At 67.0% G+C, this 12,880-nt stretch carries 9 protein-coding genes; 2 read left to right on the forward strand and 7 right to left on the reverse strand.

Translation table 11 applies throughout. The features are described from left to right. The 6 genes from CUR96_RS16570 to CUR96_RS16595 form a co-directional block, all read right to left on the reverse strand. Positions 1-3,421, reverse strand: a 3,421-nt coding sequence (locus CUR96_RS16570; RefSeq protein WP_102194427.1) for a DNA-directed RNA polymerase subunit beta, incomplete at its 3' end; no start/stop codon positions are given. A 218-nt stretch (positions 3,422-3,639) separates the two neighbouring features. Continuing rightward, positions 3,640-3,954, reverse strand: a complete 315-nt coding sequence (locus CUR96_RS16575; RefSeq protein ID WP_245861398.1) for a hypothetical protein — start codon at positions 3,952-3,954, stop codon at positions 3,640-3,642. Positions 3,955-4,081: 127 nt separating this feature from the next. Then, entirely contained in the window at positions 4,082-5,737 is a 1,656-nt protein-coding gene (locus CUR96_RS16580) for an ABC transporter ATP-binding protein (protein ID WP_102194486.1), read from the reverse strand. Between the two features lie 20 nt (positions 5,738-5,757). Then, the gene (locus CUR96_RS16585; RefSeq protein WP_102194428.1) at positions 5,758-6,708 is read right to left on the reverse strand and encodes an ABC transporter permease; all 951 of its coding nucleotides are present in this window, start codon (positions 6,706-6,708) and stop codon (positions 5,758-5,760) included. A gap of 46 nt (positions 6,709-6,754) precedes the next feature. Beyond that, entirely contained in the window at positions 6,755-7,759 is a 1,005-nt protein-coding gene (locus tag CUR96_RS16590) for an ABC transporter permease (RefSeq protein ID WP_102194429.1), read from the reverse strand. An 86-nt stretch (positions 7,760-7,845) separates the two neighbouring features. Next, positions 7,846-9,522, reverse strand: a complete 1,677-nt coding sequence (locus CUR96_RS16595) for an ABC transporter substrate-binding protein (protein WP_102194430.1) — start codon at positions 9,520-9,522, stop codon at positions 7,846-7,848. A gap of 217 nt (positions 9,523-9,739) precedes the next feature. Here CUR96_RS16595 and CUR96_RS16600 point away from each other — a divergent pair, with 217 nt between their 5' ends. Next, positions 9,740-10,990 (forward strand): LCP family protein, encoded by a 1,251-nt coding sequence (locus CUR96_RS16600; RefSeq protein ID WP_102194431.1) that lies wholly within the window; start codon positions 9,740-9,742, stop codon positions 10,988-10,990. Positions 10,991-10,997: 7 nt separating this feature from the next. Here the strand turns inward: CUR96_RS16600 and CUR96_RS16605 are convergent, their stop codons facing one another. Then, entirely contained in the window at positions 10,998-11,774 is a 777-nt protein-coding gene (locus tag CUR96_RS16605) for a hypothetical protein (protein ID WP_245861401.1), read from the reverse strand. 80 nt (positions 11,775-11,854) lie between these two features. On the opposite strand from CUR96_RS16605, the gene CUR96_RS16610 reads away from it, so the two are divergent. Then, on the forward strand, positions 11,855-12,721 hold the full coding sequence (locus tag CUR96_RS16610) for a spermidine synthase (RefSeq protein WP_102194432.1): 867 nt from the start codon (positions 11,855-11,857) through the stop codon (positions 12,719-12,721). Positions 12,722-12,880 lie beyond the last annotated feature (159 nt).

The following is a 12,880-nucleotide window of genomic DNA, read 5'->3' on the forward strand; positions in this document are numbered from 1 at the left end:
CCTCGTCGTCGGTGTCGCGGAGGTTGACGAGCGTGCCGTCGGCCGAGAGGACCTCGACGTTCAGGCAGAGCGACTGCATCTCCTTCATGAGCACCTTGAACGACTCCGGGATGCCGGGCTCCTGGATGTTCTCGCCCTTGACGATCGCCTCGTAGACCTTGACGCGGCCGAGGATGTCGTCGGACTTGATCGTGAGGAGCTCCTGCAGCGCGTAAGCGGCACCGTAGGCCTCGAGGGCCCACACTTCCATCTCACCGAAGCGCTGGCCACCGAACTGCGCCTTACCACCGAGCGGCTGCTGGGTGATCATCGAGTACGGACCCGTCGAACGCGCGTGGATCTTGTCGTCGACCAGGTGGTGGAGCTTCAGGATGTACATGTAGCCCACCGAGATCGGCGCCGGGAACGGCTCGCCGGAACGGCCGTCGAACAGCTGCGTCTTGCCGGTCGAGTCGACCAGGCGCACACCGTCGCGCGTCTTCAGCGTCATGTCGAGGAGACCTGCGATCTCCTCCTCGCTCGCACCGTCGAACACCGGGGTCGCGACCTTGGTGCCCGGGGCCGCCTCGAAGGCGTCCTTCGGCAGCTTGGTCGCCCACTCCGGGTTGCCCTCGACCTTCCAGCCCTGCTTGGCGATCCACCCGAGGTGGGTCTCCAGCACCTGGCCGAAGTTCATTCGACCGGGGATGCCGAGCGGGTTCAGGACGATGTCGACCGGAGTTCCGTCCGCGAGGAACGGCATGTCCTCGATCGGGAGGATCTTCGCGATGACGCCCTTGTTGCCGTGACGGCCGGCGAGCTTGTCGCCCTCGGTGATCTTGCGCTTCTGGGCGATGTAGACCACGACGCGACGGTTGACACCCGAGCCGAGCTCGTCGTCGCCGTCTTCGGCGTTGAACTCCTTGACGGCGATGATCGTGCCCTGCTCGCCGTGCGGAACCTTCAGCGACGTGTCGCGAACCTCGCGGCTCTTCTCGTTGAAGATCGCGCGCAGCAGGCGCTCCTCGGCCGAAAGCTCGGTCTCGCCCTTCGGCGTGACCTTGCCGACGAGGATGTCGCCGGGGCGGACCTCGGCGCCGATGCGGATGATGCCGCGCTCGTCGAGATCCTTCAGGAGCTCCGGGCTGACGTTGGGGAGGTCACGGGTGATCTCCTCCTTGCCGAGCTTCGTATCGCGGGCGTCCACCTCGTACTCCTCGATGTGGATCGAGGAGAGGGTGTCGTCCTTGACGAGGTCCTGGCTGAGGATGATCGCATCCTCGAAGTTGTAGCCTTCCCACGTCATGAACGCGACGAGGAGGTTCTTACCGAGCGCCAGCTCGCCGTTCTCGGTGGCGGGTCCGTCGGCGATGACCTCGCCGACCTCGACACGCTCACCTGCGGAGACGACGACCTTCTGGTTGTACGACGTGCCCTGGTTGGAGCGGTCGAACTTGCGCAGGTAGTACTCCTTGGTACCGCCCTCGTCGAGCATGAGGACGACGCGGTCTGCGGAGACCTCGGTGACGACACCGGCCTTCTCGGCGGTGATCACGTCACCCGCGTCGATGGCGGTGTAGCCCTCCATACCGGTTCCGACGAGCGGCGAGTCGCTGCGCAGCAGCGGCACGGCCTGACGCTGCATGTTCGCGCCCATGAGCGCGCGCTGTGCATCGTCGTGCTCGAGGAACGGCACCAGCGAAGTCGCGACCGACACCATCTGGCGCGGCGAGACGTCCATGTAGCCGACCTCTTCCGGGTGGAACAGGTCGACCTCGCCGCCGGGACGGCGGGCGAGGACGCGGTCCTCGCGGAAATGCCCGTCCTTCTTCAGCGGAGCGTTGGCCTGAGCGACGATGAAGTCGCTCTCCTCGGATGCCGTGAGGTAGTCGATCTCGTCGGTGACCTGACCGTCGACGACGCGACGGTACGGGGTCTCGATGAAGCCGAAGGAGTTGATGCGCGCGAACGTCGCGAGCGCACCGATCAGGCCGATGTTCGGGCCTTCCGGGGTCTCGATCGGGCACATGCGGCCGTAGTGGGACGGGTGGACGTCACGGACCTCGACACCTGCGCGGTCACGGCTCAGGCCACCGGGGCCGAGGGCGGACAGGCGGCGCTTGTTGGTCAGACCCGCGAGCGGGTTGTTCTGGTCCATGAACTGCGACAGCTGCGACGTTCCGAAGAACTCCTTGATCGCGGCGACGACGGGTCGCACGTTGATCAGGGTCTGCGGGGTGATCGCTTCGATGTCCTGCGTGGTCATGCGCTCGCGGACGACGCGCTCCATGCGGGACAGACCAGTGCGGACCTGGTTCTGGATCAGCTCGCCGACCGCGCGGATGCGACGGTTGCCGAAGTTGTCGATGTCGTCGGTGGCGAGACGGATCTCGGCCTTCTTACCGGCGCGGATCCCCTCGAACGTCTCGACACCCGCGTGGATGCGCACGAGGTACTTGATCGTCTCGACGATGTCCTGGACCGTCAGAACCGAGGCGGAGAGCGGTGCTTCCAGGCCGAGCTTCTGGTTGATCTTGTAACGACCGACCTTCGCGAGGTCGTAGCGCTTCGGGTTGAAGTAGAAGTTGTCCAGCAGAGCACGGGCAGCCTCGGCGGCGACCTGCTCGCCCGGACGGAGCTTGCGGTAGATGTCGCGGAGGGCATCTTCCTTCGTGACGATGGTGTCCTTGGCCAGGGTCTCCTCGATGGAGGGGAAGCCGGCGAACTCGACGAGGATCTCCTCGCTGGTCATGCCCAGCGCCTTGAGGAACACCGTGACCGACTGCTTGCGCTTGCGGTCGATGCGCACGCCGACCTGGTCGCGCTTGTCGATCTCGAACTCGAGCCATGCACCACGGCTCGGGATGACGCGAGCGGAGACGATGTCCTTGTCGGACGTCTTGTCGGGAGTCTTGTCGAAGTAGACACCCGGCGAACGCACGAGCTGCGAGACGACGACGCGCTCGGAGCCGTTGATGATGAACGTTCCCTTGCCGGTCTGCAGCGGGAAGTCGCCCATGAAGACCGTCTGGGTCTTGATCTCACCCGTGAGGTGGTTCATGAACTCGGCCTCGACGTACAGCGGAGCGGCGTAGGTCTTGCCACGCTCCTTGCACTCCTCGATCGAGTACTTCTCCGGCTCGAGGTACGGGTTCGTGAACGACAGCTGCATCGTCTCGCCGAGGTCCTCGATCGGAGAGATCTCCTCGAAGATCTCGCCGAGACCCGAGATCTCGTTGACGTCGTTGCGGCCGGCCTTCTTGGCCTCGGCCACCCGGGCCTTCCAGTCGTCGTTCCCGACGAGCCAACCGAAGGATTCGGTCTGCAGAGCCAGAAGGTCTGGGACCGTCAGGGTGTCGGAGATCTTGGCGAACGAAAGACGGGAAGCTCCGCGTCCGTTCTTGGTGGTGGTGGATGTGGATGCGTTGCGAGCAGCAGCCAAGGGAATAACCTCCGTGAGCCCCGCAGGGCTTCTGATTCCTTTGTCGTCAGGTGGGGTTGTGCGCTCGAATGCTCAACGGCTGCCGACCACCATATGAGGGCAGGGAGAAGCGAGCGCAACTACCAACTATACGTGCGAATCCACGACATGGCAAGTTCAATCCTTGACCAATTACGGATGCTGCGGTAAAAGCATCCGCATCCACCACTCTTGCCGGACTACTCCTCGTGCGCGACGTTGCCGCGGCACTCCATACCGGGGCTCGGAACCATCCCCTTCATGTCGGCCCGCACGTACATCCCGTAGGACTGGACGTGCCCGCCGGTGACGGCGTCATCGTCGAGGAACGGGAACGGATTCATCTCCTCGTCGTCCGGGAGATCGCGCCCGGAGTAGTGGCAGGCGGAGTGCGCCCCGTCACCGCCGCGGACGTCATCGCCCTGTCCGTTGTATTCGCCGGCCATCGCGGCGCCCCCGCTTCCGAGCACCAGGCCCAGCGCGAGCGCGCACCCCAACATCATCTTCTTCTTCATGGTCTTCCCTAACCCCAGAGGAAACACCGGGTCGTCGCCCACGGCGACTCGGGCGCGACGACTTCGTCGCACGTGAGTGAAGGTAGTCCTCTCCCCCGGTGCGCACAAGACCATCCGGAGCGGGGTGTCAGGAGGCGATGTTCAGCTCGTTGCCGGGGATGGATGCCAGAAGTCGGCGCGTGTACGGGTCACGGGGGTTCGTGAAGATCTCCTCGGACGATGCCGCCTCCACCAGCGCGCCGTCCTTCATCACGCACACGTAATCGCTGATCAGCCGCACGACCGCGAGATCGTGGGAGATGAACAGGTACGACAGGCCGTACTCCGACTGCAGGTCGCGCAGGAGCTTGAGCACCTGATCCTGCACGAGCACGTCCAGCGCCGAGACCGGCTCATCGCACACGATCAGCTCGGGAGACAGCGCCAGCGCCCTCGCGATCGCGACGCGCTGACGCTGACCGCCGGACAGCTCGGACGGGTATCGGCGCAGCATCGACTGCGGCAGCGCGACGTCGTCGAGAAGCTGACGCACGCGCTTGCGGCGATCGGCGCCGCTCCCCCGCTTGTAGAAGTCGAGGGGTTCGCCGATCAGCCGCTCGATCGTGAACATCGGGTTCAGGCTCGAGTAGGGGTCCTGGAAGATCGGCTGCACCTTCTGCCGGAAGTTCTTCGATTCGGCCTTGTTCAACGAGGAGATGTCCTGACCCTCGAAACGGATCAGTCCGCTGGTCGGCTGGATGAGCTTGAGCAGCATCCGCGCCGTGGTCGTCTTCCCCGACCCAGACTCCCCGACGATCGCGACCGTCTCACCGCGGGGAATCGCGAGGGACACGTCGTTCACGGCGACGAAGTCCTCGTTGCGTCCGCGCACCGGGTACACCTTGGTCAGGTTCTCGATCTCGACGATGTTGTCGGCCGGCTCTGCCTCGACCGCGACATCGGCGTCGGCGCGCTCTTCGACCTTGAACGCCTCCGGGCGCAGGCGCGCGGCGGCGACGGACGGCGCGGCGGCGACCAGCGACTGCGTGTACGGGTGCTGCGGCGCCTCCAGGATCTGCCGCGCGGACCCCTGCTCGACGACCTTCCCGCGGTGCATGACGATGACGCGCTCCGCGCGCTCGGCCGCGAGACCGAGATCGTGGGTGATGAGCAGCACGGCGGTGCCGAGCTCGCGCGTCATCGCGCCGATCTGGTCGAGGATCGTCCGCTGCACGGTGACGTCCAGCGCACTCGTCGGCTCATCGGCGATGAGCAGGCGCGGCTTGCAGGCGAGCCCGATCGCGATCAGGGCGCGCTGGCGCATGCCGCCGGAGAACTCGTGCGGATACTGCTTGGCGCGCTCCGCCGGCTTGGGCAGGCCTGCCGCGGTCAGCGCCTCGACCACCTTCTCCTGCACGTTCTGGCGGTTCGCCAATCCGTGCGCGAGCAGCGTCTCGGCGACCTGGGTGCCGATCTTGGCCACCGGGTTGAGGTTCGACATCGGATCCTGCGGAACGAGTCCGATGTCGCGCCCGCGGATCATCCGCATCTCGTGCTCCGAGGCGTGCGAGATCTCACGTCCGTCGAGGCGGATGCTGCCGGCGGCGACCTTCCCCGAGCCGGCGAGCAGCCCGATGATCGCCATCGCCGTGGTGGACTTGCCCGAGCCCGACTCGCCGACGATCGCCACGGTCTCGCCGGCGGCGATCTCGAGGTCGACGCCCTCGACGGCATGCACGACGCCGTCCATGGTCGCGAAGTCCACGGCGAGACCCTGCACGGACAGCAGCGGTGCGCCTGACATCTGATTCTCCTTCGCGGCGCTCATCGCGCCCTCGTCCTCGGGTCCATGGCCTCGCGCAACGCCTCACCGAACAGCGTGAAGCCGAGCGCGGTGATCGCGATGCAGATGCCGGGGAGGAACGCCAGCTGAGGGGCGATCGCCAGCTCCGACTGCGCGTACGTCAGCATCCGCCCCCACTCGGCGGTTTCGGGGCGACCGCCGCCGAGGCCGAGGAAGGACAGTGCAGCGGCGTCGATGACCGCGGTCGCAAGGGTCAGAGTCCCCTGCACGATCACCGGACCGATGGCGTTCGGCAGCACGTGCGACATCGTGATCTGCCCGCGCCCGAGACCGAGGGTCTGGGCGGAGAGAACGTAGTCGGCTGAGCGCTGCTGCAGCATCGACGCACGCAGCAGTCGCGCGAAGATCGGCACGCTGGACGCCCCGATCGCGATCATCACCGCGAACGGGGTCTGCCCGAGGATCGCGGCGATGGACACCGCCAGCAGCAGGTTCGGCACCGAGAGGATGATGTCGACGAAACGCATGATCAGCGTGTCGACCCAGCCCCCGAAGGTGCCGGCGAGCAGCCCGAGCAGCATGCCGCCGGTGAGACCGATCGCCGTCGAGATCACCCCGACGAGGAGCGACGCCTGCGCGCCCCAGATGAGCTTGGAGAGCACGTCACCGCCGAAGCGGTCGAGTCCCAACGGGAACTGCGCCAGCTCGCCGGGACCCGGAATGTGCGTCGGCGTGATGAATTTCGCGCCGGGGAGCGCTGTCTCCGGATAGGGCGCCAGCAGTGGCGCGAGGCCCGCGACCAGCAGGAACAGCAGCACGATCGCGGCGCCCACCCATGCCGTGGGATTGCGGCGGAGCCTGCGGAAGGCATCACGCCAGAAGCCACCGGGGCCGTCCTTGAGTCCGGCCTGGGCGATCGCGACGGTGTCGACGATCTCGCCGCCCTGGGCGGGAGGGAGTGCGACGCTCATGAGGCGGACCCCTTTCGAGCGGTCTTCGCCGCTGTAGGAAGGAACATCACTGCACCCTCACTCTCGGATCGATGAAGCTGTAGGAGACGTCGACGGCGAGGTTGATCAGCGCGTAGGCGATCGCGATGAAGATGATGAATCCCTGCAGGACGGGGAAGTCCCTCGAGAAGATCGCTCCGGCGAGGAACGACCCGATCCCGGGGAACGCGAACACCGTCTCGGTGAGCACAGCCCCCGAGATGAGCAGGCCGGTCTGCAGGCCGATCGTCGTGATCACCGGCAGCATGGCGTTGCGCAGGATGAACCGGTCGCGCAGCGTCGAGTTCGCGACGCCCTTGGCGCGGCCGGTGCGCACGTAGTCGGCGTTCTGCACCTCGAGCACACTGGCTCGGGTGATGCGCACGATGATCGCCAGCGGGATCGTGCCGAGTGCGAGCGCCGGCAGGATGAGGTGCACGATCGCATCCCATGACGCGTCGAACTCGCCCGTGATGATGCCGTCCCACACGTAGAAGCCGGTCGGATGCGTGGCGTCGATCCGCGCATCCTGTCTGCCGTCGGAGGGCAGCCAGCCCAGCTGCACCGCGAAGATGTACTTCAGGATGAAGGCCAGGAAGAACACCGGGATGGTGATGCCGATCAGGCTGAGCACTACCGAGGCGTGGTCGGTGAGCTTCCCGTGGCGGCGCGCCGCGAAGTAGCCGAGCGGGATGCCGACGCCGATCGCGAAGATCAGCGCCATCACGCTCAATTCGATGGTCGCCGGGAATCGGCGCAAGAACTCGTCGACGACGGGACGGGAAGTGACGATCGACGAGCCGAAGTCACCCTGGATGAGTCGTCCCATCCAGATGAAGTACTGCTCGAGGAGCGGTCGGTTGAAGCCGTAGAGCTCGTTGATCCGCTCGATCGCCTCGGGGGTGGCCTTCTCGCCGAGAAGGGCGACGGCCGGGCCGCCGGGGAGGGCGCGGACCCAGGCGAACAGGAGGATGCTCAAGCCGATGAGCGTGGGGATGAGAAGCAGCAGTCGCCTGCCGATGGTGCGCAGCACGGAGGTCTCCGTCGATCGGGTGGGATGCCGGATTCCGGTCCCCGCGCAGAGCGGGAACCGGAATCCGGCAACTCAGTCGGTCAGGCTTACTCGGTGAGGACGATGTCCGTGAAGACCTCGTCGTTCACCGGGCTGGCCGGGTAGCTCTTCACACGCGCGTCGAACGCGAGCGTCGGAGCCGGGTGCGCGATCGGCACACCGGGGATGAACTGCGCGACGTCCTCGTTGATCTCCTCGTACAGAGGGGTCTGCTCCTCGAGGCTGGAGACGCCGCGTGCCTCGGTGAGCTTCTGGAACAGCTCCGGGTTGTCGAAGCCCCACTCCGAGGACTTCTGGCCGAAGAAGACGCCGACGAAGTTGTCGGTGTCGTTGTAGTCGCCGGTCCAGCCGAGGAGGTGGATGCCGTGGTCGGAACCGGCCGTGATCTTCTCGAGGTAGTCCGGGTTCCAGGCATCCGTCACCGGGTTGACCTTCACGCCGACCTCGGCGAGCTGCGAGGACAGCACGGTGTAGATCTGCTCGGGGTCCGGCATGTACGGACGCGAGACGTTGACCGGGTAGTTGAAGGTCAGCGTCAGCGGGTTGTCGGCCGTGAAGCCGGCTTCCTCGAGCAGCGCCTTCGCCTTCTCCGGGTCGTACTCGTAGGTGGTGACGTCCTTGTTGTAGCCGTTGACGACCGGCGGCACGAACTGGGTCGCCTTCTCGGTGCCCTCCGGGAGCACCTGCTTGATCAGCGCGTCCTTGTCGACGGCGTACGAGAGCGCCTGGCGGACACGGATGTCCTGCAGCTCCGGAACGACCTGGTTGAAGGCGAGGTACAGGACCGTGAACGGCGGGCGGGAGACCATCGTGAAACCGTCGTCCTCGAGGGCCTTGCTGTCGGCGGGGCCGACGAGGTCGTAGCCGTCGATGTCGCCGGCCTCGAGCGCCTGGCGGCGAGCGGTCGGGTCATCGATCGTGCGGAAGATGATCTTCTCGATCTGGCCCTTGTCGCCCCAGTAGTCGCCGTACGAGCTCAGTTCCACCTGCTCGCCCGGAGCCCACTCGTCGAACTTGAACGGACCGGTGCCGACGGGGTGAGCGGTGGCGTACTCAGAGAGCTCCGGTGCCTCGGCGGTCCCGCCGACCTCGTCAGCGGAGAACTCCTGCAGCGCCGAGGGGCTCTGCATCGAGAACGCGGGAAGCGAGAGCGACGGGATGAAGCCGGCGAAAGGCTTGTTGAGCTCGATCGTCACCTTGTTGTCGCCGTCCGGGGTGCACGACTTGTAAACGGCGTTGGCCGGGTCGGACGCGTACCCGTGGAAGAGCTTGTTGTAGTAGTACCCTAGCGCCTCGCTGGCGGCGAGTCCGGTCCAGTTGAACCAGCGGTCGAAGTTGAAGCAGACGGCCTCGGCGTTGAACGGGGTGCCGTCGTGGAAAGTCACACCCTCCTTCAGCGTGAACGTGTGAGACATGCCGTCTTCGGCCGACTCCCACTCCTCGGCGAGCAGCGGCGCCGGGTCTGCGGTGCCGGGCTCGGTGCCGACCAGTCCCTCGAACATCTGACGCGAGACGCGGAAGGTCTCACCGTCCTGTGCGAAGGCGGGATCGAGGCTGGCCGGATCCGACGAGGCCGCGAACACGAACGTGCTGTCGACGTCCTCCGCTGCTTCATCACCGCCGCCTTCGCGATCGCTGGCGACGCAACCGGCCAGGACGAGCGCTGCGAGCGCAGTGCCGGCAACGGCGAGGACTCCTCGCCGACGCATGGGTGTGTGGTGCATGGTGGTGACCTTCCCTATGTGGGCGCTTCTATGCGCGTGCCCGAAGCGTCTTCGCATCGGGCACGGTGATTCTCCGACGCTACCCAGCGATCATCCAGTTACCAAGTGCAAACAGGTTGCAATCCGGTATCGACCGGCGAACCGACCACCCGAGCCGCCCGCTCGCGCGTCGAACGCGGGCCGGCTCGCCCCCGATCACGGCCGGTAGGCTCACGGCATGGTCCGCAGGGAGAAAGCCGCCGATCGCGCCACGGTCGCCCAGCACGCGCACCTTCCGACGCCGGGCCCGCTGTTCGGCGCTCTGAAGCTCGTCGGCGTCGCGCTCGGAGTGATCCTGGTCTCTGCGATCGCCGTTTCCGCGTTCGTCGTCTCGGACCTCCTCGGGCGTGTCGGAGAGGACGCCGTCGTGCTCGAGGGGGCTCCGGACGTCGCGCCGCCGGCCCTCGGCGCCTACCCCGGCGACCAGGCCTTCAGCATCCTCGTCGTCGGCACCGATGAGTGCGGGGAACGATCGACCGCGCTGCTCGGCGCACGTTGCGAGGAAGCGGATGAGGGAACCCGCAACGACGTGAACCTGCTCGTGCACGTCTCGGCCGCGCCGCGGAATGTGACCGTGGTCTCGCTGCCGCGCGACCTCATGGTTCCGGTGCCGGACTGCACCCGTGCGGACGGCTCCGTGGCCGCATCGATGTCGAAGGCGCCGCTGAACTCGGTGTTCGACCACGCCGGCCTCTCCTGCGTGGCCATGACGGTCAGCGACCTCGCCGGCATCCCGATCGTGTACGCCGCGAAGATCAGCTTCGACGGCGTGATGGCCGTGACCGAGGCGATCGGCGGTGTCGAAGTCTGCATCGCCGGCGACGGCATCCGTGACGAACAGGCGGGTATCGATCTGCCTCCGGGCACTCACACGATCTCGGGACCCGACGCACTGGCGTTCATCCGCACGCGCCACGGAGTCGGCGACGAGAGCGACCTCGCGCGCATCTCGAATCAGCAGCAGTACATGTCGCGGCTGGCGAAGAAGGTGCTGAGCACCGAGACGCTCACCGACGTGCCCAAGGTGCTGCGCCTGGCGAACGCGATCGCGGAGAACATCGTCCCCAGCGTGGAACTGCGGGATCCGTTGCGGCTCGCGCAACTCGGCCTCGCCCTGAACGACGTGCCCTTCAGCGACTTCGTGTTCGTGCAGTATCCGAACCTCGACGACCCCGACAATCCCGGCATCAAGGTCGTCCCGAATCGGGATGCCGCCGACGCCCTCTGGGCTGCGGTGAAGTCCGGGCAGCCGCTGCAGCTCACCGGCGACGTCGAGACGAACGACGGCGTCGAACTCGTCGCTCCGGCGCCTCCGACTGAGCCGGTGCCGACGTCGTCGGCGGTACCGGTGGAGCGGGCAACGCTGCCGCCCGACATCTCCGGGCAGACCCTCGAACAGGAGACCTGCTCGGTCGGCAACCTCAGGTGATCGCGGGTCAGTCCCCGTCCCAGCCGCGCACGCGATGCACGATGGCCGTCTTCGGATACGAGCCGGCCGGCGGGGCCACTTCGAAGAGGTCGACGAGAAGGAACAACGGATAGTCCGGAGCCTGCGGGATGCGGCGGATGACGACCCCCTCGCATCCGATGACGGTCTCACCACGACCCCAGATCACCGTCCAGGTGTGGGGCCTCGACGCGTCGAAGGGGAGCCGGATCTCGGCCATGTCGGTCACGAGACGCGGGTCGGAATGCGCCTTCACACCGGACCGCGCCACCGTGCCGAGCGAGCCGACGGCCTCCGCGTCGATCTCGAACACGCAGATCTCGCCCGCGGCATCCGCTCGCTCGTGCTCGGTTCCCACGAGCCAGGCCGCCAGCATGCAACCCGCGTCACGGCTGGCGCTCACCTTGATCTCGACGCGGCCGGAAAAGGGAGCCCAGAGCAGCCGTGTGGGCGTGGGCGTGCGCACCACCAGTCCGTCGGGGCGGTGACGATGGGTTCCGCTCCCTGAGCCCATCGGCCCGGAATGGACACCGGTCTGCAGATTCGACACGCGCAGCGGGGCATCCTCCGGTCTCCAGTCCGGCTGATCGGCGTCGATTCGCAGCCGCAGCCCGTCGCCTCTCGTGTCGAACCGCGCCGCCGACCGGTCGGGTGTGGTCCAGTGCGGAAGGTAGTGCGCGACCCAGAGATCCGGATCGGGCCCGTCGGCGAAATCGTCGTCGATGTCGGGGCGACGGGTCGGGGCAGCGGGGAGGGCGTCGTTCACGCGGGTAACAGTATCCGCCACCGCCGACGCCGGATGCCGGCGCATCACCGCCGCCGCGACGCGGCGCGTAGTCTCATCTCATGGGCAGGATGCGATCGAAGGACACCGAGCATCCTGAGGTCCGTCTCGACCACGGCGGCATCGCCCGGGTCATCCCGTCCGAGTTCACCACCGGGTTCGAGCTCATCGTCGACGGCACCCCGCAGTCGCACGTCGACCTCGATGACCCGACGCATCTGCACTTCGAGTACATCGTGCGGATGGGCGCCGTCATCGATCAGCTCACCTCACCGGGCGCCGCGCTCACGGCCGTGCATCTCGGCGCGGGCGCCCTGACGATCCCCCGGTACATCGATGCGACGCGACCGGGCTCGCGCCAGCAGGTCGTCGAACTCGAGGCGCCGCTCGCGCAGCTCGTCCGCGAGCATCTGCCGTTGCCGAAGGGGGCTGCGATCCGCATCCGCATCGGCGACGCCCGCGAGGGAGTGCACCGGCTGCCGCCGGCGCTGACCGGCAGCTGCGACCTCGTCGTCTCCGACGTGTACTCCGGAGCGCAGACTCCGGCCCATCTGACCAGCATCGAGTTCTATCGCGAGCTGTCGACGCTCCTCGCCCCCGGTGGCGTGCTGCTCGTCAACGTCGCCGACGGCCCGGGGCTCGCCTTCGCCCGCAGGCAGGTGGCGACGATCGCCGACGTCCTGCCCGAGGTCGGGATCCTCGCCGACACGCAGGTGCTCAAGGGACGCCGCTTCGGAAACCTCGTCGTCGCCGCATCCGCCACTCCCCTGCCCACCGAGTGGCTGCCGCGGATCCTCGCCGCCGGCCCTCACCCGGCCAAGCTCGCGCAGGGTGCCGAGGTGAAGGCATTCGTGCAGGGCGCTCGGATCGTCACGGATGCGGATGCCGTGGCATCCCCCCGCCCCGACGCATCGCTGTTCCTGCGCTGAGTGCTTCGGCTGGCCTGCTTCGCTGGGAACGGTTCCGCGCGTTTGCGGTGCGCCGCCGCTGAGGTGTCACTTGCGGTCGGATCGCGCTCAATATTCCGACCAGGGATGCCACCTGAACCTCTGGACGGACCTGGTCGGGGACACCGAGGTGGCACCTGA

This window comes from Microbacterium aurantiacum (assembly GCF_002872075.1).
In the GTDB taxonomy this organism is placed as follows: Bacteria; Actinomycetota; Actinomycetes; order Actinomycetales; family Microbacteriaceae; genus Microbacterium; species Microbacterium aurantiacum_A.

Excerpts from the sequence above, each read along its gene's own strand:
- CUR96_RS16580 (WP_102194486.1), bottom strand. The coding sequence starts at position 5,737 with ATGTCAGGCGCACCGCTGCTGTCCGTGCAGGGTCTCGCCGTGGACTTC.
- CUR96_RS16585 (WP_102194428.1), bottom strand. The coding sequence starts at position 6,708 with ATGAGCGTCGCACTCCCTCCCGCCCAGGGCGGCGAGATCGTCGACACC.
- CUR96_RS16595 (WP_102194430.1), bottom strand. The coding sequence starts at position 9,522 with ATGCACCACACACCCATGCGTCGGCGAGGAGTCCTCGCCGTTGCCGGC.
- CUR96_RS16600 (WP_102194431.1), top strand. The coding sequence starts at position 9,740 with ATGGTCCGCAGGGAGAAAGCCGCCGATCGCGCCACGGTCGCCCAGCAC.
- CUR96_RS16610 (WP_102194432.1), top strand. The coding sequence starts at position 11,855 with ATGGGCAGGATGCGATCGAAGGACACCGAGCATCCTGAGGTCCGTCTC.
- CUR96_RS16575 (WP_245861398.1), bottom strand. The coding sequence starts at position 3,954 with ATGAAGAAGAAGATGATGTTGGGGTGCGCGCTCGCGCTGGGCCTGGTG.